At 70.5% G+C, this 19,287-nt stretch carries 20 protein-coding genes and 1 pseudogene; 12 read left to right on the top strand and 9 right to left on the bottom strand.

Features of this window, described 5'->3' with window-relative positions:
- The 3 genes and pseudogenes from GWK61_RS27045 to GWK61_RS27035 all read left to right on the top strand — a co-directional run.
- Nucleotides 1-291: pseudogene (locus GWK61_RS27045) on the top strand (hypothetical protein); the annotation flags it as partial.
- Between the two features lie 25 nt (nt 292-316).
- Nucleotides 317-1,282 carry an ROK family protein gene (locus GWK61_RS27040; RefSeq protein WP_194912641.1) on the top strand — a complete coding sequence of 322 codons (966 nt, stop codon included), beginning with the start codon at nt 317-319 and terminating at the stop codon, nt 1,280-1,282.
- A 35-nt stretch (nt 1,283-1,317) separates the two neighbouring features.
- A complete protein-coding gene (locus GWK61_RS27035; RefSeq protein WP_194912639.1) occupies nt 1,318-1,749 on the top strand; it encodes a DUF6985 domain-containing protein in 432 nt (143 codons plus the stop codon).
- A 90-nt stretch (nt 1,750-1,839) separates the two neighbouring features.
- On the opposite strand, the gene GWK61_RS27030 is transcribed toward GWK61_RS27035, so the two are convergent.
- Both GWK61_RS27030 and GWK61_RS27025 read right to left on the bottom strand, forming a co-directional pair.
- Complete coding sequence (locus tag GWK61_RS27030) at nt 1,840-3,552, bottom strand: MDR family MFS transporter (RefSeq protein WP_228563011.1); 1,713 nt, start codon at nt 3,550-3,552, stop codon at nt 1,840-1,842.
- Nucleotides 3,545-4,033 (bottom strand): MarR family winged helix-turn-helix transcriptional regulator, encoded by a 489-nt coding sequence (locus GWK61_RS27025; protein WP_194912637.1) that lies wholly within the window; start codon nt 4,031-4,033, stop codon nt 3,545-3,547. Before GWK61_RS27025 ends, GWK61_RS27030 begins: the two co-directional genes overlap by 8 nt.
- A 120-nt stretch (nt 4,034-4,153) precedes the next feature.
- On the opposite strand from GWK61_RS27025, the gene ilvA reads away from it, so the two are divergent.
- Nucleotides 4,154-5,374, top strand: coding sequence for a threonine ammonia-lyase (gene ilvA / locus GWK61_RS27020; RefSeq protein WP_194912636.1), 1,221 nt, complete (start codon nt 4,154-4,156; stop codon nt 5,372-5,374).
- Nucleotides 5,375-5,432: 58 nt separating this feature from the next.
- Here the strand turns inward: ilvA and GWK61_RS27015 are convergent, their stop codons facing one another.
- Nucleotides 5,433-5,894 (bottom strand): cell wall-binding repeat-containing protein, encoded by a 462-nt coding sequence (locus GWK61_RS27015; RefSeq protein ID WP_194912634.1) that lies wholly within the window; start codon nt 5,892-5,894, stop codon nt 5,433-5,435.
- Between the two features lie 168 nt (nt 5,895-6,062).
- Between GWK61_RS27015 and GWK61_RS27010 the strand changes: the two genes are divergently transcribed.
- From GWK61_RS27010 to GWK61_RS27000, 3 genes are all read left to right on the top strand, one after another.
- Nucleotides 6,063-7,157, top strand: coding sequence for an ATP-binding cassette domain-containing protein (locus GWK61_RS27010; RefSeq protein WP_194912632.1), 1,095 nt, complete (start codon nt 6,063-6,065; stop codon nt 7,155-7,157).
- Complete coding sequence (locus GWK61_RS27005; RefSeq protein WP_194912623.1) at nt 7,154-8,011, top strand: ABC transporter permease; 858 nt, start codon at nt 7,154-7,156, stop codon at nt 8,009-8,011. Before GWK61_RS27010 ends, GWK61_RS27005 begins: the two co-directional genes overlap by 4 nt.
- A gap of 108 nt (nt 8,012-8,119) precedes the next feature.
- On the top strand, nt 8,120-10,168 hold the full coding sequence (locus GWK61_RS27000; protein WP_194912620.1) for a serine/threonine-protein kinase: 2,049 nt from the start codon (nt 8,120-8,122) through the stop codon (nt 10,166-10,168).
- 151 nt (nt 10,169-10,319) lie between these two features.
- Here GWK61_RS27000 and greA read toward each other — a convergent pair whose 3' ends face one another.
- Both greA and GWK61_RS26990 read right to left on the bottom strand, forming a co-directional pair.
- Nucleotides 10,320-10,814, bottom strand: coding sequence for a transcription elongation factor GreA (gene greA / locus GWK61_RS26995; protein ID WP_194912612.1), 495 nt, complete (start codon nt 10,812-10,814; stop codon nt 10,320-10,322).
- Nucleotides 10,815-10,953: 139 nt separating this feature from the next.
- Nucleotides 10,954-11,349, bottom strand: a complete 396-nt coding sequence (locus tag GWK61_RS26990; RefSeq protein WP_194912610.1) for a DUF4307 domain-containing protein — start codon at nt 11,347-11,349, stop codon at nt 10,954-10,956.
- Between the two features lie 101 nt (nt 11,350-11,450).
- Between GWK61_RS26990 and mca the strand changes: the two genes are divergently transcribed.
- Entirely contained in the window at nt 11,451-12,404 is a 954-nt protein-coding gene (mca, locus tag GWK61_RS26985; RefSeq protein WP_194912608.1) for a mycothiol conjugate amidase Mca, read from the top strand.
- Between the two features lie 10 nt (nt 12,405-12,414).
- Nucleotides 12,415-12,753, top strand: a complete 339-nt coding sequence (locus GWK61_RS26980) for a hypothetical protein (RefSeq protein ID WP_194912599.1) — start codon at nt 12,415-12,417, stop codon at nt 12,751-12,753.
- Nucleotides 12,754-13,132: 379 nt separating this feature from the next.
- On the opposite strand, the gene arfB is transcribed toward GWK61_RS26980, so the two are convergent.
- Nucleotides 13,133-13,627 (bottom strand): alternative ribosome rescue aminoacyl-tRNA hydrolase ArfB, encoded by a 495-nt coding sequence (gene arfB, locus GWK61_RS26975; RefSeq protein WP_228563010.1) that lies wholly within the window; start codon nt 13,625-13,627, stop codon nt 13,133-13,135.
- A 66-nt stretch (nt 13,628-13,693) separates the two neighbouring features.
- On the opposite strand from arfB, the gene GWK61_RS26970 reads away from it, so the two are divergent.
- Nucleotides 13,694-15,679 carry a neutral/alkaline non-lysosomal ceramidase N-terminal domain-containing protein gene (locus GWK61_RS26970; RefSeq protein ID WP_194912594.1) on the top strand — a complete coding sequence of 662 codons (1,986 nt, stop codon included), beginning with the start codon at nt 13,694-13,696 and terminating at the stop codon, nt 15,677-15,679.
- Between the two features lie 72 nt (nt 15,680-15,751).
- Here the strand turns inward: GWK61_RS26970 and GWK61_RS26965 are convergent, their stop codons facing one another.
- The 3 genes from GWK61_RS26965 to GWK61_RS26955 are packed head-to-tail and all read right to left on the bottom strand — an operon-like array spanning nt 15,752 to nt 17,660.
- On the bottom strand, nt 15,752-16,450 hold the full coding sequence (locus tag GWK61_RS26965; RefSeq protein ID WP_194912586.1) for a hypothetical protein: 699 nt from the start codon (nt 16,448-16,450) through the stop codon (nt 15,752-15,754).
- Complete coding sequence (locus GWK61_RS26960) at nt 16,447-17,304, bottom strand: ABC transporter ATP-binding protein (RefSeq protein ID WP_194912584.1); 858 nt, start codon at nt 17,302-17,304, stop codon at nt 16,447-16,449. Before GWK61_RS26960 ends, GWK61_RS26965 begins: the two co-directional genes overlap by 4 nt.
- Nucleotides 17,301-17,660 (bottom strand): GntR family transcriptional regulator, encoded by a 360-nt coding sequence (locus GWK61_RS26955; protein ID WP_194912580.1) that lies wholly within the window; start codon nt 17,658-17,660, stop codon nt 17,301-17,303. Before GWK61_RS26955 ends, GWK61_RS26960 begins: the two co-directional genes overlap by 4 nt.
- 214 nt (nt 17,661-17,874) lie before the next feature.
- Here GWK61_RS26955 and GWK61_RS26950 point away from each other — a divergent pair, with 214 nt between their 5' ends.
- The gene (locus GWK61_RS26950; RefSeq protein WP_194912577.1) at nt 17,875-18,390 is read left to right on the top strand and encodes a SigE family RNA polymerase sigma factor; all 516 of its coding nucleotides are present in this window, start codon (nt 17,875-17,877) and stop codon (nt 18,388-18,390) included.
- Complete coding sequence (locus GWK61_RS26945) at nt 18,387-19,283, top strand: SecDF P1 head subdomain-containing protein (RefSeq protein WP_194912574.1); 897 nt, start codon at nt 18,387-18,389, stop codon at nt 19,281-19,283. Before GWK61_RS26950 ends, GWK61_RS26945 begins: the two co-directional genes overlap by 4 nt.
- Nucleotides 19,284-19,287 lie beyond the last annotated feature (4 nt).

Raw genomic sequence — 19,287 nt, 5'->3', positions numbered from 1 at the left:
GCCCCCAACAACGGCGCCCCCTCCACCGCCCCGACCTCGCCGCAGCAGTCCGTGACCCAGATCAGCACCATCGTCACCACCCAGGTCACCGACACCACGGCCCGGACCACCCTCACCCACATCGTCACCCGGCTCCAGAACACCCAGGTCGGCTCCAACACCTTCACCCAGACCCTGGCCACCCTCACCGAGACCATCCGCTCCCAGGAGAACCAGGGCACGATCAGCCACTCCACCGCCCAGGCCCTGCGCCAGCAGGTGACCTATCTGCAGGGCTTCTCTGGAAGCTGATACAAAACCGCCTAAGGTGTCCACCATGACGGTGACTGACACCTCCGGGCGGGCCCCGGTGCTGGCGATCGACATCGGCGGGACGAAGATGGCGGTCGGCGCCGTCGACGAGCACGGCGAGGTGCTGGCCTCGTTCCGGACGCCGACGCCCGCCGGGGCGGGGGCGGACGGCGAGGCGCTCTACGCCGCGCTGCTCGACGCCGTCGACCACCTTCCGTACGAGCGCAGCGTCTTCCGCGCCGTGGGCGTCGGCTGCGGCGGACCGATGCGGTGGCCGGCCGGGGAGGTGTCGCCGCTGAACATCCCCGGGTGGCGCGGTTTCCCGTTGCGGTGGCGGCTGGAGGCCGACTTCCGGCGCGACGTGCGCCTGCACAACGACGCCATCTGCCTGGCCGCCGCCGAGCACTGGCAGGGCGCCGGGCGCGGCACCGCGAACATGCTCGGCATGGTCGTCTCGACCGGGGTCGGCGGCGGCCTGATCCTCGGCGACCGCCTCATCGACGGCGCCAAGGGCAACGCCGGGCACATCGGGCACGTCGTCGTCGACCAGGAGACGCCCTGCGCGTGCGGCGGGACCGGCTGCCTGGAGGCCGTCGCGAGCGGGCCGCGCATGGCCGCGTGGGCGGCGGCGCAGGGCTGGCGCGCGGGCCAGGACAGCCACACCGGCAAGGACCTCACCGATGACGCGCGCGCCGGCGACGGCATCGCCGAGGCCGCCTTCACCCGCGCCGGCACCGCGCTCGGCGTCGCCATCGCCGGTGCGGCGGCGATGTGCGACCTGGAGCTGGTGACGATCGGCGGCGGCATCGTGCAGGCCGGCGAGCTGCTGTTCGAGCCCCTGCGCTCCGCGCTGTACCGGCACGCGCGGCTGGACTTCACCAAGAACCTGAAGGTGGTCCCGGCCGATCTGGGGCAGGACGCCGGTCTGGTCGGCGCGGCGGCGCTGATCCTGCGCGGCGACACGTACTGGTCGGCGGACCGGGTCGACTGAAACCAGCGGGGGACCGGTAGGAGACGATGTCCCCCATGAAACGGCACCGGCAGAAGGCGGAATCCGCCCGGGACACGGCCAAGACCTTCGAGATCCCGGGCCTCGGCCACGTCGAGGGATTCGGCGGCGAGTACGTCAGCGAGCCGATCCCGGTCTCCGTCCTGGGAACCGAGGCCGAGGTCTTCGTCGAGGGCTACGACGAGGACGAACGCCCCCAGGACTTCCACGCCGCCATCGAGGCGTTCCTGTCCCTCGACCGGTCGGTGATGGAAGAGGCCGTCGCCGCCGTCGCCGGACCCGGCGACGTCCTGGCCCTCCTCGGACCCGACATCGAGGTCACCGTCGCCCGCGACTCGGACGGCGATCGTGAGGTGTGCGTGTCGGTGGTCGGCAACAATCGCGACTCCGAGCACCTCGACGGCCTGCAGATCGTCTTTCGCCAGGGCCGCGTACCGGATCGAAGGTGATGAACACCGCGACCGCCGCCCCGGATGTCCAGGACGGCGGTCGCAGCGTTCTTAGTTGTGCGCACTAAATACTGAGTCCGAAAAAAGGGATCAGTGTGCGAGGGCCGGAGCCTCCATGTCGGACGAACCCGTACCCGAATCCGATCCCGATCCCGAACCCGAACCAGCACCTGGACCCGAACCCGAACCCGCCGCCTTGCGAGCGTCCGCCACGGACATCGAGCGCAGCTTGTGCTCCTTCAGGAACCAGCTGGCGAACCACGCGATCAGGCTGAGGATCGCGCCGACCAGGAACACCGTGGACAGCGCCTGCGTGAACGAGTGGATCAGCACGTGCTGCACCGGCAGCGGCAGCTTGGACATCGCGCCCTCGCTCTGCAGGATCTGCATGCCGTGGTCGCGCACCGGCGCCAGGGCCGCGCCGGGACCGGCGTTGGACTTCAGGTGGCTGGTCAGCTGGTTGGTGAGGATCGCGCCCATGATCGCCGCGCCGAAGGTCTGGCCCAGCGAGCGGAAGAAGGTGCTGGACGTGGTCGCCACACCCATGTCCTTCATGTCGACCGCGTTCTGCACCGCCAGGATCAGCACCTGCATCGTGGCGCCCAGGCCCAGGCCGACGATGAACATGAACAGCGCGCCGACCGCGAAGTTGGTGTTCTCGTCCATGGTGGTCATCAGCCCCAGGCCGACGGTGGTCGTCGCGATGCCGGCGATCGGGAAGAACCGGTAGCGCCCGGTCCGGCTGATGATCCGGCCGGAGCTGATCGAGGTGGTCAGCAGGCCGACCATCATCGGCAGCATCCGCAGGCCCGCCTTGGTCGGGCTGTCGCCGTTCACGACCTGGAAGTAGAACGGGATGTACATCATCGCGCCCATCATCACCATGCCGATGAGGAAGCCCATGACGCTGGAGACCCGGAAGACGTCGCCGCGGAACAGGCGCATCGGCAGGATCGGCTCCGGCGTGCGGATCTCCCACATGACGAACGCCGCGAGCACCACGACGCCGGCCACCGCCAGGCCGATGATGACCGGGGAGCCCCACGCGTACTGCTGGCCGCCCATCTGCGCCGCCAGCAGCAGGCACACGACGCCGGCCACGACGAGTGCGGCGCCCACGTAGTCGATGGCCGCCTTCACCCGGCGCTTGGGCAGGTGCAGGACCGCGCTGATGATGAACAGCGACAGGATGCCGATCGGCAGGTTGACGTAGAACACCCAGCGCCAGCCGGTGATGCCCAGGATCGAGCTGTGCTCGGTGAAGATGCCGCCGAGCAGCGGCCCGGCCACCATCGCCAGCATGAACACGCCGCCGAACAGGCCCTGGTACTTGCCGCGCTCGCGGGGCGGGACCACGTCGCCGACGATCGCGAACGTCAGCCCCAGGATGCCGCCGGCGCCCAGACCCTGCAGCGCGCGGAAGGCGATCAGCTCGTTCAGGTTCTGCGAGAAGCCGGACAGCGCCGAGCCGGTCAGGAACAGCGCGATCGCCGTCATGTATAGCGGCTTGCGGCCGAACAGGTCGGAGAGCTTGCCGTAGATCGGGGTGGCGGCGGTGGAGGCCAGCACGTAGGCGGTGGTCACCCACGGCATGCGCGCCAGGCCGTTCTGGCCGCCGATGTCGCCGATGATGGTGCGGATCGCGGTGCTGACGATGGTGTTGTCCAGCGAGGCCAGCAGCAGGCCCAGCATCAGCGAGCCGAAGACCACCAGGATCTGCTTGTGGCTCATGGTGGAGCCCTCGGCGACCTGTGGCGCCTGAGGGCTCGCTATCTTTTCGGGGATTTCGGTGGTCTCACTCATTGGCGGTTCCGTCTTCCGTTGTGGGGCCGTTCTTCGCATCTTGGGTTTTGGCGATGATGGTGCTGAAGTCCTCGACATAGCGGGTCATCAGCTGTGTCAGGGTCCGCAGGTCCGCCGGATCCCAGTGGTCGAATCCCTCACGCATGGCGTCGATGCGCTTCTGCCAGAAGTCCTGGATGTGCTTGTGGCCGAGCTCGGTCACGTGCAGCTGGGTGGCGCGGCCGTCGGAGGCGTCGGCGACCTTCTCGACCAGGCCGTCCGCCTCCAGGTGGGCGACGTGGCGGGAGACCGTGGACTGGTCCAGGAAGAGGTTCTTGGCCAGGTCGCTGGACCGGACCGGCCCGCACTTGGCCAGCATCCCCAGCGCGGCGACCTGGCCGCCCTCGGGCTCCTTGCGGGCCCGCATGATGCGCTGGAAGAGCATGCCCATCGTCTTGCCGAGCTCGCTGTACTCCTCGTCGGTCAGAGGCTCGCCGCTCATCGGTCTTCTCGTCTCCTACAGATGCTTGGTTGCTGCAAGCATATACCTGGATGCATGCGCCATGCAAGTAGTTTGGAGGAGGGCTCGTGGTGCCGCCGCCGGACCTGCCAGACTGGGATCATGTCAACGGCGACTGTGACCCTGGAAGACGTCGAGCGGGCCCGTGACCTGCTGGAAGGCGTGGCTCGGCGGACCCCGCTGGAGGGCTCCCGGAGCATCTCCGAGCGGGTCGGCGGGCAGGTCCGCTTCAAGTGCGAGAACCTGCAGCGGACCGGGTCGTTCAAGATCCGCGGCGCGTACGTGCGGATCGCCAACCTGACGCCGGCCGAGCGGGCCAACGGCGTGGTCGCGGCCAGCGCCGGCAACCACGCGCAGGGCGTGGCGCTGGCGGCGTCGCTGCTGGAGAGCAAGTCGACGGTGTTCATGCCCGAGGGCGCGCCGCTGCCGAAGGTGGCCGCGACCGAGGCCTACGGCGCGCACGTGCGCTTCGCCGGGCACACCGTGGACGAGGCGCTGATCGCGGCGCGGGCCTTCGCCACCGACACCGGCGCCACCTTCATCCACCCCTTCGACCACCCCGACGTGATCGCCGGGCAGGGCACGGTCGGGCTGGAGATCCTGGAGCAGTGCCCGGAGGTGCGCACGATCGTGGTCTCGGTCGGCGGCGGCGGGCTGCTGGCCGGGTTGGCCGCGGCGGTGAAGGCGGTGCGGCCGGACGTGCGGGTGATCGGCGTGCAGGCGGCCGGGGCCGCGGCGTACCCGCCCTCGATGGCGGCCGGGAAGCCGGTGCAGCTGGCCGGGATGGCGACGATGGCCGACGGGATCGCCGTCGGGCAGCCCGGCGACCTGCCGTTCGACCTCATCACCCGGCTGGTGGACGAGATCCGCGTGGTCTCCGAGGAGTCGCTGTCCAAGGCCATGCTGGCCCTGCTGGAGCGGGCCAAGCTCGTGGTCGAGCCGGCCGGCGCCGCGGCGGTCGCGGCGGTCATGGACGACGCCCGCGCCTTCGACGCCCCGGTGGTCGCCCTGCTCTCCGGCGGCAACATCGACCCGCTGCTGATGATGCGCATGATCCGGCACGGCCTGGTCTCCGCCGGCCGCTTCCTGGCCCTGCGGCTGCGCATCCCGGACCGCCCCGGCGCCCTGGCGAAGCTGCTGAGCGAACTCGGCGAGGCGGACGCGAACGTGATGGACATCGAGCACCTGTGGACCCGGCCGTCGCTGGCCTTCGGCGAGGTCGAGGTGGCGCTGCAACTGGAGACGCGGGGGATCGCGCACGCCGAGACGCTGATCTCGCGGCTGCGGGCGGCGGGGTATCAGCCGGAGCCGACTTCTTTCTGAGAGTGGACAAGACAGTAGGCCCCGTCGGAACGGATCCGGCCGGGGCCCACTGCGGGTGTCAGGGGCGGATCTTGGCGCTCAGGGCGTCCTGGAGGCTCTGCGCGATCGCGGCCGGGCCGCCGAAGACGTCCGCGTCGAAGGTGCTCGGCGCGGGCTGAGTGGTCCAGTTGGCGACGAATCTCGCGGTCTCCGCGGGGAAGATGTCCCGTGTGGTGAGCAGGATCGGCGCGTGCTCGACAGCCATCGCGGCGCCGCCGGTGAGGGCGTCGGCGTAGGCGGTGCCGGAGGCGAGGCCGAACAGGCCTCGGTTGTCCTGCTCGAAGTTCGAGCTGCCGGGCGGGTCGGGCATCATGTGGCCGGACAGGTAGACGCTGGCGGTGTCGACGGCCTTGCCGCACGAGGAGATCGGCGCCTGGCCGGTCTGCGGCGTCGCGGCCCGGGCCTCGGGCGCGGTGCCGACGGCCGCCGCGGCGGCGGCCACCGACGTGGCGAGCAGGAAGGCCCGCTGGAAGCTGCGCATCGTGGTCTGGAATCCCTCCGGGAAACGCCGTCGTCGCCATGACCGCGGCGAAACGGAGAGTGGCGCATGCCTGTTCGCACTCTGAGGCACCCGGAATTCATCCATTCGGCCCACCAACCGTGAACATCCGAACACCTGCTGTCGGACCCCTCCTCTACGGTCGTTCCTATGGCAGCAATCGAGGCCGAGGGTCTGGTCAAGATCTACGGCGGAGGCAAGAAAACCAAGGAGGTCCGCGCGCTCGACGGTGTGGACCTCGCGGTGCCCGAGGGCACCATCCTGGGTCTGCTCGGGCCGAACGGCGCGGGCAAGACCACCGCCGTGCGCGTGCTGACCACCCTGCTCAAGCCGGACGCCGGCAGCGCGCGGGTGCTGGGGATCGACGTCCTGCGGCATCCGAACGACGTGCGCCGGGCGATCGGGCTGTCCGGGCAGTACGCGGCGGTCGACGAGAACCTCACCGGCCGGGAGAACCTGGCCATGGTCGGGCGGCTCTACCACATGCACAAGGCCGCGGCCCTGAAGCGGGCCGGGGAGCTGCTGGAGGAGTTCGCGCTCACCGACGCCGCCGACCGGCCGTCGAAGACGTACTCCGGCGGTATGCGGCGGCGCCTGGACCTGGCCGCCGCGCTGGTGGTGAAGCCGCCGGTGATCTTCCTGGACGAGCCGACCACCGGGCTGGACCCGCGGACCCGCATCGCCATGTGGGACGTGATCGCGGGCCTGGTGAAGGGCGGGACGACGCTGCTGCTCACCACCCAGTACCTGGAGGAGGCCGACCGGCTGGCCGACTCCATCGCCGTGGTGGACCACGGCAAGGTGATCGCGCGCGGGACCGCCGACCAGCTCAAGGCGCAGATCGGCGGGGAGCGGCTGCAGATCGTGGTCTCCGATCCGGACCGGCTCGGCGAGGCCGCCGAGCTGCTGGGCCGGATGGGGACGGCCGCGCCGCGGGTGCACGAGCCCACGCGCGAGATCCTGCTGCCGGTGGCCGGCGGGGCGCAGCTGCTGGTCGAGGCGATCCGGGAGCTGGACGGCCTGGGCATCAAGATCGACGACGTCGCGCTGCGCCGCCCCACCCTGGACGACGTGTTCCTGCAGCTGACCGGCCGCTCCACGGAGCACGAGGACGGCGAGGACGGCGAGGACGGCGAGGGAAGCGCGGACGGTTCAGGGCAGTCCGGGGCCGAGTACGACGAAGGCCGAGGGTCGGACGAAGGCCGAGGGCTCGACGAGGGCCACGAGAAGGAGACGGTGCGATGAGTTCGGACAGTCTGGCGCCCCCGGTCCCGCTCGCCGGGAACGGCCTGCTCATGACGCTGCACGACGCCTGGGTCGTCACCCTGCGCAACCTGCGCCGGATGACCCGCATCCCGGAGATGGTCGTCTTCTCCTCGATCCAGCCGATCATGTTCGTGCTGCTGTTCGCCTTCGTCTTCGGCGGCGCGATCCCGGTCCCCGGCGCCGGCGGCACGACCGCCTACCGCGAGTTCCTGCTCCCCGGCATCTTCGTGCAGACGCTGGCCTTCACCGCCGCGACCACCTCCGTGGGCCTGGCCGACGACCTGCACAAGGGCCTGATCGACCGGTTCCGCTCGCTGCCGATCTCGCGCTCGGCGGTGCTGGCCGGCCGCACCACCGCCGACTGGCTGCAGAACCTGTTCGTGCTCCTGGTGATGGCGGCCTGCGGATTGGCCGTGGGCTGGCGCATCCACGACGGAATCCTCAAGGCGCTCGCCGGATTCCTGCTGCTGATGCTGTTCGCCTACGCGATGAGCTGGATCGGTGCCACGATCGGGCTCTCGGTGCGCACCCCCGAGGCCGCGAACACCATCGGCTTCATCTGGATCTTCCCGCTGACCTTCCTGTCCAACGCCTTCGTCCCCTCGCGCAAGATCTCGCCGCACTGGCTGCAGGACGTCGCGGACTGGAACCCGGTCTCAGCCACCGTCCAGGCGTTGCGATCACTGTGGGGAAACCCCGATGGTTATGAGCCGACCGTGAAGATGCCGTGGCCGATCGCGCACGCCCCCTGGGTGTCGCTGTTCTGGTCGTTGTTGATTCTGATGGTGTTCGTCCCCTTGTCGGTGCGCAAATACCGATCGGTTTCGGCGTGAAGTCGAGCACGATCCTGGCATGATCGAGCACATCGGCAACCGACCCCGATGTTCAAGCGTCTTATTCTTGGGGAAAGGGGGCGCGACAAACAGCAGCAGGGGGGACCGATGGCAGGACCTAGACCGGGCGAGGTGCTGAACGACCGGTACGAGCTGATCGACCGCATCGGCGGCGGCTCGATGGGCGAGGTGTGGCGGGGCCGCGATCTCGTGCTGGGCCGTACCGTCGCGGTGAAGATCGTGTTGCCGGCCTTGCTGGACACGCCGACGTTCCGCGCGCGCTTCGTGGCCGAGGCCCGGGTGATGGCGATGATGGACCATCCCGGCATCGTCCGCGTCTACGACTACGGCTACACCGACGCCACGGACCCCGACACGCCCGGCGCCGCGTTCCTGGTGATGGAGTTCATCGAGGGCGAGTCGCTGGACCGGGTCCTGGCCCGCACCGGCGCGCTGGAGCCGCGGTTCGCGATGAAGGTGCTGGCCTCGCTGCTGGACGCGCTGGGCGCCGTGCACCGCACCGGCGTGGTGCACCGGGACGTGAAGCCCGCGAACGTGATGCTCACCTCCGGCGGCGTGGTGCTGGCCGACTTCGGCATCGCGCGCTCCCCGGAGTCGCTGGGCCTGACCGCCGCCGACGCCCTGATGGGCACCGTCCCGTACCTGGCGCCCGAGCTCTTCCACGCCGAGACCCCGACCCCGGCGGCCGACGTCTACGCGGTCGGCATCCTCGGCTACGAGCTGCTGTCCGGCCGCCAGCCCTTTCAGGCCGGCAGCACCGCAGCGGTCATGTACATGCACATGCACGAGCCGCCTCCTCCGCTTCCGGACTACGTCGCCACCCCCGCCGCCGAGGTGCTGTGGCACGCACTGGAGAAGGACCCGACGAACCGCTGGGCCGACGGCGCCGAGATGGCCGAGGCGGTGCGGCACGTGCTGGCCGGCCCGGTCGAGGTCGGCGAGGACCTGGCCGACGAACCGGGCCTGACGGGCAGCTACGGCGGCTACACCGGCATCCCGAGCGGCTACGAGGACACACTGACCGACTCCGGCGGGCGCCGTCGCCGGCGGCCCGCGGCCGAGGGCGGCGGTTACGCGGCAGCCGGGGGTGCTGCCGCCGCCGCGGCCTACGGCGACGGGTTGTACGGCGAGACCGGTTCCGGGGGCCGGTACGGTCGCGACGCGGCGTTCGGGGAGAGCGCCGCGTCCGGCTTCGGGACCCGGTACGGCCGGGGCGAGTACGAGAGCGAATATCCCGCCTCGTACAACCCCGCCAGCGCGCTGGAGGACACCGCACAACTCAACGCGATGCCTTCCGGCGACGCGCTGCCGCCGGACGCCACCCGCCTCTACGACGAGCGCACGGCGCTGATGCCGGACTCCGGGGGCCGCGGCGGCCACGCGGCCGACTTCGACGGCACCCGCGTCTACGACGAGCGAATAGCCCCGATGCCGGACTCCGGAGGGCGTCGCGGCCATGCCGCCGACTTTCCGGACGGCACCCGGGTCTACGACGAACTCCCGACCTCCATGACCGACTCCGGCGGCCGGCACGCGGGTCATGCGGGTAACGCCAGTCATGCCAGCCACTCACGCCGCGCCGCCGAGGAGCCCCCGGTGCGCCGTCGCGGGGCCGACTCCTATCAGAGCGCGTCGACCGGCTTCGGCGGCCGTAGCGGGGGTCTGCGGCCGGACACGCGGCGCAAGGCACTCATCACCGCGGCGGTCGCCGTGCCGGCCCTGCTGGGGCTCTCCGTGGCGCTCGCGATGAGCTCGTCCGGGAAGTCCCCCGACGGCGGCGGCCCGGCGTCGGGCCCGGCGCAGCAGACCGATCAGCCCACCGCCACCAGCGGGACCGACGACCTGGTGCCGCCGACCGAGCCGGTGCCCACGTCGACCAGCCTGTACGGGCACACCGGCTATCCGCACCACACGTACTCGACGTACCCGTCGTACACCCACTCGTCGGTGTACGGGACGTCGACGCCTTCGGCCGACCCGACGACCACCGGCTCCCGGACCGGTCAGCCGACCGGCCCGGCGTCCACCACGAGCTCCAGCCAGCCCGGCCCGCCGACCTCGACGGGCGGCACGTCGCAGGCGTCGACGACACCGTCGAGCTCACCGTCGACGCAGACCTCGTCGAGCCCCGGCTGAGCCGAGCCCACAGCGCCGAGCACATGACAAAGCGGCCCTCGCGTGAACATCACGCCGGGGGCCGCTCTGTGTGGATCGTGTAGACCGTGTGGACCGTGTGGACCGTGTGGACCGTGTCGATCGTGTCGACGAACCGTTCCTGACGGCCGCCTCAGCCCAAGTACGGCTTGGCGTCCAGCAGCTTGACCATCATCGGCTGCCCGTTCGGGAGCTCGTACTCGGCCTGCTCCCCGATCCTCTTGCCGTTGATCGCGCTGCCCAGCGGGGACTGCGCCGAGTAGACCTCCATGTTCTCGGCCGCGTCCTCGCGCGAGCCGAGCAGGAAGGTCAGCGTGTCGTCCTCGTCGCCGTCGAAGGCGATGGTCACGACCGCGCCCGGCACCGCCACGCCGGACTCCACCGAGTCGCCGACCTCGGCGTGCTCCAGGAGCTGGGTGAGCTGGCGGATCCGCAGCTCGATCTTGCCCTGCTCCTCCTTGGCCGCGTGGTAGCCGCCGTTCTCGCGGAGGTCGCCCTCTTCGCGAGCAGCTTCGATCTTCTGGGCGATCTCTACGCGGCCCGGTCCCGACAGGTGCTGCAACTCGGCGGTGAGCCGGTCGAAGGCGTCCTGGGTCAGCCAGGTGACGCTGTCGTTCGTCTGGGTCACGGGTACTCCTAGGGTTCTACTCAGTTGAGGGGACCGTGCTGTTTCAGTCACGCACGCTTTTCAGTCAGACACAGAATGGCGATCGTAACAAGGAGCACGGACGGATAACTCCGGGTTAATCAGCCGTGGACCGCCGGGGCTATGTGAGCTGGCAGTCCAGTACTTCGCCGCTGATGGCCCGGCTGCTGGTCCGGATCGTCGCGGAGAGCACCTGCCGCGGGCCGGCGGGGACCGGGACGTCGAGGCGCCCCACCTCGTTCCCGCCGTAGTCGCGGGCCCGCACGGTACACGTCGCGGGCCGGTCGCTCTTCCGGTTGTCCACCTGGAACCGCACGTCGACGGCATGGTCGGAGGAGACCTGGTAGCCCAGGACGGTCGCGGTCAGCGCGGGCGTGGCCTGCTTGAGGCCGATGTACGACACCGCGCCGGTCAGCGCGAGCACTCCGGCGGCCCCCAGGGCGACGCGTCCGCGCCTGGACAGGCCGGAGGAGCGCGCGTAGCGCGCGACCACCTCGTCCTGCACCTCGGACGTCAACGCGGTTCACCTGGCCTTCAGTCGACGGAGCGCGATTCGGATGTGCGCAGTGTCGGATCCGTGCGTCAGTATATTCGGGCGGCTACTGATGGAGGAACACCGTGACGCACGAACTGCGCCTGATGACCGTCCACGCGCACCCGGACGACGAGTCCAGCAAGGGTGCGGGCACCACCGCGCGCTATGTGCGCGAAGGGGTGGATGTGCTGGTCGTCACCTGCACTGACGGCTCCCGGGGCGACATCCTGAACCCACAGCTGAAGAAGGACCCGGCCGTGCAGGCCGAGATCGAGGCCAACCTGCTGGAGGTGCGCCGCAAGGAGATGGACGCGGCGCGCGAGATCCTCGGCGTCCGCCAGGAATGGCTGGGCTTCGTCGACTCCGGCCTGCCCGAGGGCGACCCGCTGCCCCCGCTCCCGGAGGGCTGCTTCGCACTCCAGGACGTCGAAACCGCCGCCGAGCCGCTGGTCCGGCTGATCCGCCGGCAGCGGCCGCAGGTGATCGTCACCTACAACGAGAACGGCGGCTACCCGCACCCGGACCACATCATGACCCACAAGATCACCATCGCCGCCTTCGACGCCGCGGGCGACCCCGACAAGTACCCGGACGCCGGCGAACCCTGGCAGCCCCTGAAGCTCTACTACGACGTGGCCTGGTCGATGCCGCGCCTGGAGGCGGAGCACCAGGAACTCCTGGACCGAGGCATGGAATCCCCCTACTGGGAATTCCTCAAGGAGCGCCAGAACTGGCCCCAGCGCGAGATCACCACCCGCGTCCCGGTCGGCGAGTACTTCGAGATCCGCGACGCTGCGCTGAAGGCGCACGCCACGCAGATCGACCCCGAAGGCCCCTTCTTCCGCACCCCGAACGACATCCGCCGCGCGGTCTGGCCGACCGAGGACTTCGAGCTGGCCCGCTCGGTGATCGACACCACCCTCCCCGAGGACGACCTGTTCGCCGGCGTGCGCGAATACGAGAAGGAGCAGTGCGCCGACGCCGCAGCCGACGCTTCGGACCAGGGCGTGCACGAGCCCGCCGGAGTGTGCTCGTAGACTGCGGGGCATGAACGCTGTGTCCGGATTGCTCACAACCGCCCAGCCGGTGCTCGCCAGCGGCGGCAGCCTCGACAAGACGAAGCCGGGACTGGTCGCGTTCCTGATCGTGCTCGCCCTCGGCGTGGCCCTCTGGGCGCTGCTGAAGAACATGGGCAAGCAGCTCGGCCGCGCCAAGGATCACTTCGAGGCCGAGGACGCGGCCCTGGCGGCCCAGGCGGCGGCCGTCTCGGCCACGACCACGGTCGGCACCGCCGAGGCGGTCGCGGAGGTGCCGAAGCAGCAGGACGGGCCGAAGGGTGCGGCGGAGAAGGCGACGGACGGTTCGAAGGACGCGGCGGGGGAGTAGTTCCGGCTTTCCACCGCGGCTGCCGGCTCGCACCGCGACCGGCATGCGCTCGGACCATGAGCGGTCCGGTGCGCGAGCTGCGACTCAGCTTCGCACCGCGACCGGCATTCGCTGGACTATGAGCGGTGCTGCGCGCGAGCTGCGACCCGGCCTGGCGTCGCGACCGGCATGTGCTGGACCGTGAGGGCCCCGGCGCGCGAGCTGCTACTCAGCCTCGTACCGCGACCGGCATGTGCTGGGCTGTTAGCGCTTCGGCGCGCGAGGTCGGGACCGGCTGGCCTCGCGCGGCAACGTGAGGCGAGAGGTGCCTGGCGGAAGCGTGTGGCGGTTGGTTTGTCGTTTTAGCAGCTGCCGATGGCGCGAGCGCATCTAAGTGGGCTCAGAAGTCGTCGACCCGCCCCCGCAGCCGCTTTGTCTGCCCGCGCCGCGTCTTGTTGTCCAACCGCCGCCGCGTCACCCCGGCCGGCACCTTCTTCTCCCGCCGCGGCGGGGGCGGCGGAGCCAGCGCCTCGGCCAGCACGCGTGCCAAGCGCTCCCGGGCCGCCTCGCGGTTCTGGAGCTGCGAGCGCTGCTCGCTCGACGTGACCGTCAGCACGCCGTTCACCAGCCGTCCGGCCAGCCGCTCGAACGCGCGCGACTTCAGCCACTGCGGCAGTGCGGTGGTCGCCGCCAGGTCGAACGACAGTTCCGCGCGGCTGTCCGTGGTGTTCACGCCCTGGCCGCCGGGGCCGGCCGAGCGCGAGAAGCGCCATGTCAGCTCGGCGGCGGGGATGACCGCCTCGGCGCGGTGGCGGCCTCCGTGGCTGCTTCCGGGCATGGCGTTGTAGCGGACCGTCAGGGGTCCGTTCACGCCGTTCGCGGTCTCGTCAGCCATGACTTGATGTTCTCAGACCGACGTCATGCTTGACACCGCTTATCCGGTGCGCGTTACGTGATCCGCATGGGGTACCTGGCGGGCCGCGGCATCGCGGACATCACAGGGGAGATCGCCGAGTGCGGACTGCTCGGCTACGGGCTGCCCGAGCAACAGGCCGCCGGGCTGCACACGCGGCTGCGCGCCCGGGCCTTCGCGCTGGCCGACGGGGACCGCCGGATGCTGCTCGTGATCTGCGATCTGCCGCTGGTCTTCAGCAGCGTGACGCAGGCCGTCGTCCGCCGCCTGCCGGCCGTCTACACCGAGGCGAACGTCGTCATCGCCGCCACCCACACGCACTGCGGCCCCGGCGGCTACTCGCACCACGCCGTCTACAACGGCAACACCGGCGGCTTCCGCCCGCAGACGTTCCGCGCGATCGTCGACGGCGTCGTCGAGGCCGCCCGCCGCGCGATCGCCGACCTCAAGCCCGCCACGCTCCGCCTGAACCGCGGCGAGCTGCACAAGGCCAGCGTCAACCGGTCCCGGCGCGCCTTCGACCGGAATCCGAGTGCTGACAAGGCCGCCTTCCCGGACGCCGTGGACCCGGCGACCACGCTGCTCACGATCGAACGCGACGGCGTCCCGGTCGGGCTCGTCAGCTGGTTCGCCGTCCACAACACCAGCATGACCAACCGCAACCGCCTGGTCAGCGCGGACAACAAGGGCTACGCCGCGTACCACTGGGAGCGCGAGGTATCAGGGATCGACTACCTCGCCGAGACCGACGAGAAGCCCGACGACATCGCTGCCACCGCAGCCCACACCCTCGCCGAAGCCACCAGACCACCCCTCATCACCGCCTTCGCCCAAACCAACGCCGGCGACATGTCCCCGAACCTCAACCTCCGCCCCGGCAGCGGCCCGACCGAGGACGAGTTCGAGAACACCCGCATCATCGGCGCCCGCCAGTACGAAGCGGCGGCGACCCTCCTCCAGGACGACGACACCGCCGAAACCCTCGAAGGCGGCCTCGACCACCGCCTGATCCACGTCGACATGGCGAACATCCGCGTCAGCCCCCGCTTCACTGGCGACGGCCTCCCGCACCGCACCTCGCACGCGGTCCCCGGCGCGACCGCGTTCGCCGGCGCGCTGCCCGACGGCCCGACCGGTTGGCGCTTCGCCGACCCCGAGCAGAACCCGCTCCTGGACGCCGTCTCCCGCCACGCCATCTACCGCCTGAGCCAACGGCTCCGGGACGCGCAGGCCCCGAAGACCCTCGCCGCCCCCATCAGCCTCCTGAATCGCATCGTCCCCTTCGGCCAGGAGACCCTGCCGATCCAGTTGCTGCGCATCGGCCCCCTCTACCTGCTCTGCCTGCCCTTCGAGGTGACCATCGTCGCGGGCCTGCGCCTGCGCCGCACCGTCGCCGAATCCGTCGGCACCGACCCGGACCACGTCCTCGTCATGGGCTACGCCAACGCCTACGGCCACTACGTCACCACCCCCGAGGAGTACGACGCCCAGATGTACGAGGGCGCCAGCACGCTCTTCGGCCGCTGGGAACTCCCGGCGCTGCAACAGAGCGCCGCGCTCCTCGGCACGGCGATGCGCGAAGGCCGGCAGATCGCGCCGGGCCGCCCGGCGCCGGACCTGTCACGGCGCCGCCGTCACAAGCCCCGGCCGCCCTACCCCGACGCCCCGCTCCCGGACGAAGACATCGGCCGCGAGCTCTCCTTCGCCTGGGACGGCGAGATGGTGACGGTCGAGTTCGTCGGCGTGCACCCGGCCCACGACCCCAAGCGCGGCGGCACCTACTACGAAGTACAGCGCCGCGCCGGCCTGTACTGGCACCGGATCGCCGACGACGGCGACTGGTCGACCCGCATGTACTGGACCCGGCTGCCGTCCCCCGCCCACACCACGATCTCCAAGGTCCGCATCGAGTGGCGGGTCCCGCCGGAGACGCCACGAGGCCGATATCGCATCGTCTACCGCGGCGACACCGGCCAGGTGGCGTTCGAGGGGCGGAGTCAGGAATTCGACGTCGGCCCCGGCGAAGAGCTCTGATCCCCTCCCTGCCAGAACTCTTACGTCCCTCCGCAACGTCCCTCCGCAACATCCGCGTGCTGCCTGCCCGCGCTACACCCGCGACCGCAGCATCAGCACGGCCCAACCGCCGCCGAACAACACCACCAGCGCCAGCGGGTAGAGCGCGAAGTCGGCCAGCATCGGCTGGTGGCCGAAGAAGTGCCCGACGTGCCCGATGGTGTGCGTCAGCACCAGGACCGCCGCCACCGCGGCGGAAACCGCGGCCAGGGCCACGAAGAACAGCCACAGGCCGAGCTGGCCGAAGATCCGGAAGATCGCGCCCACGAACGCAGTGACCGAGGTCAGGGCCATCATCGGGATCCCGTAGACCAGCGCCTGCGTGAAGTAGTTGTTCTGGTGGATGTGCGGCAGATCCAACAGCCGCAGGTGGACGAACCAGCCGTGCGTGCCGGTCTCGATCTTGTTCAGCAGCGCCAGCCCGAGCCCGGCGATCACCGTTTCGGCGGCGACCAGCAGCGCGGTGGCCCGGACGAAGGCCCGGCGGGTGATGGACAGCGCCGTCGAGAACGGGAACAGCTGGGTGATCAGCCACGGCTGCACGCCGAGCCCGGACAGGTAGAACGCGCTGAGCGCGCCTGTGGTCCGGCTGTGGTACGGGACCTGGCTGCCGATCACTGCGAACAGCGCCATGCAGATGGCGATCGCGATACCGATGCTGTACCACGGGATCGCGAAGGTCGTGCCCGGCTTCAGCAACTGGATGCGCAGCGCCTTCATGGTCTGGCTCATGTCGGATCCCCCTGGTTCGTCGTGAACACGATCAGCTCCTGCAGCGACAGCGAGTCGACGCTGACGCCCTCGGCCCGCCGCTCCGGACGCCGCGGCAGCGCCACCCGCAGCCGCCCCCCGAGCTCGGAGCGGTGCAGCACCGGCGTGCCGTCCGCGTACGCCACCACCGCCTCGCTCGGGCCGCTCACCGACACCGCGCGGCCGCGCAGGTCGTCCGCGTCGGCGTCGATCAGCACCCGGCCGTGGTCGATCAGCACCACGTGCTCGATCAGGTCGGCGACCTCGTCGATGAGGTGCGTGGACAGCACGATGGTGCGCGGGTGCTCCGCGAAGTCCGCCAGCAGCCGGTCGTAGAAGACCTGCCGGGCGACCGCGTCCAGGCCCAGGTACGGCTCGTCGAACATGGTCAGCGGGGCCCGCGCGGCCAGGCCGATGACGATGCCGACCGCGGAGAGCTGGCCCCGCGAGAGCTTCTTGATCTGCCGGTTCGCCGGCAGGTCGAACTCGCGCACCAGCCGGTCGGCGTAGGCCGGGTCCCAGTTCGGGCAGGCGATCGCCGCGGCGGCGAAGGCGTCGCGCACCTTGAAGTTGGCCGGGTACTTCTGCGACTCGCGGATGAAGCAGACGCGGTCCAGCACCGCGGCGTTCTCGCGCGGCGGCTGCCCGAACACCTCGACCCGGCCGGAGGTCTCGAACTCCTGCCCGGTGAGGACGCGCATCAGCGTGGTCTTGCCGGCGCCGTTGCGGCCCAGCAGCCCGTGGATGGTGTTCGGCTCCAGCGTCAGGCTCACACCGTCCAGTGCGGTGTGGCCGCGGTAGCGCATCGTCAGGTCCTCGACGACCACGGCGCTCATCGTTCCCCTCCCCGCTTCTCGATCAGGTTCTGCACGTCGGCCGCGCTCAGGCCCAGGCGGCGCGCCTCGGCCAGCAGCGGCTCCACGAAGTCCCGGGCGAAGGCCTCCCGCCGCCGGTCCAGGACGCGCTGCCGCGCGTCGCCCGCCACGAACATGCCGATGCCTCGCTTCTTGTAGAGGATCCCGTCGGATACCAGCTGGTTGATGCCCTTGGCCGCGGTCGCCGGGTTGATCCGGTGGAACGCGGCGAGTTCGTTGGTCGACGGCACCTGGGTGTCCGCGGCCAGCGTGCCGTCCAGGACCGAGTCCTCGATCTGCTCGGCGATCTGCTGGAAGAGCGGGCGGCCCTCGTCCATCACCGGTTCCTGGGTTCATTACTCATGTAACTAACCATGCAAGCGGGTAGGCTCCGGTGTCAAGCCGCTCGCGGTCACGCGCCGGTCACGCGCCGGTCGCGAGCCGCTCGCGTGCCCGTCGCAGAGCAGGGGGAAACCCGAAAACGTGGTGCCGCAAGGGAAAGACCTCGGCGATGATGCAACCTTTCCGGCCGCTGGCGAGGTTCGACTCCCCATGAAACGCAGACCACCGCCCGGCGTGGACCCGGGCTTCGTCGAGTTCGTCGCGGCCCGGTCGGCCGCGCTGTTCCGCACGGCGGTGCTGATCGTCGGTGACCGGCACGCCGCCGAGGATCTGGTGCAGAGCGCGCTGGAGCGCGCGTACCGGCACTGGGACCGGGTCGCCGAGATGGACGCGCCGGAGGCCTACGTGCGGCGGATCCTGGCGAATCTGGCCGCCGACCACCAACGGCACCGGAACCGCGGGCCGCTGCCGCTGTTGGAGCACGACGCCCCCACCCGGGACGTCTCCCAGGACGTGGACGAGCACGACGCGGTCATGCAGGTGCTGAACGACCTGCCGCCGCGGATGCGCGCGGTCCTGGTCCTGCGCTACTACGACGACCTGAGCGAGGCACAGACCGCCGAGGCCCTCGGCATCGCGGTCGGCACGGTCAAGTCCCAGGCGGCGCGAGCGCTGGCCAAACTGCGCGAGGCGATGGCATCGAGCGAGGAGAAGCGGACGGCATGACAGAGATCGAAGACACCCTGACGCGGGCTCTGGCCGCAGAAGCCGACCGGCACGAGCCGCCGGTGTTCGACGCCCGCCGGATCGCCGAGGGCGCGGTGCGCAGGAAGCTGTGGCGGCGGCCGCTGTTTGCGGTCGCGGCCGGAGCGATCGCGGTGGCGGGGGGCGGCGGGGTCGCGGTGTTCGCGGCGGCGGCCGGTCACTCCTCCGGTGGCCGGGTGACCGTGACCTTCCGGAACGAAGCCTTCGTCCACTCGCCGATCCCCCTGGTGGACGGCGATGTCGCGCGATGGCTCCGGCAGACGGCCGCGGCGAGGGGATTGAAGGACGTCAACGTCTTTCTGAGCCACAGTCCTGTCGAGCTTGTCGTTCAGGGCCGGGCCTCCGATACCCCGAAGCTGAGTGCGCTGCTCGGGACCCCCGTGGTTCTGCAGTTTCCTCTGGTCGAGTACCCCTCGGTGCCGCCGAACGCGAGCTGCAAGGTGTCGACGAACAATTCCTGGGGCGCCGCGTGGCTGGCGTGTGGTCGGGCCAACTCTTCTGTCGCGGTCGCGAGCGCAGAGGTGCTCGACTATCACGTCGTCTCCGCGCAGGCGGAGCCCCCGGCCACCGGTGCTGCGCCGGGCTCCCACGGATGGCGGGTCGCTGTGCGGCTCGATCACCCAAGCGCTGACATGCTCGCCGGCGTGGCCCGCACCAACAACGGCGGGAAGATCGCGGTCATGGTGGACGGAATGGTTCACGACCAGTGGGACGCCGCAGGGCTGAACCCCGACGGCGTCCTCACCATCAACGGCAGCTACACCGAACAAGAGGCGCGCACCTTGGCCGCGAGACTGTCCGAGCAGGGCCCTCCCGTCGCCGGGGGCACCGTCGTGACTGTCACCCGGCCCTGAGGCG

Source organism: Catenulispora rubra (genome assembly GCF_015356825.1).
GTDB lineage: Bacteria > Actinomycetota > Actinomycetes > Streptomycetales > Catenulisporaceae > Catenulispora > Catenulispora rubra.
Note: the sequence above shows the minus strand (reverse complement) of the source record. Positions and strands in the feature narration are given on the sequence as shown.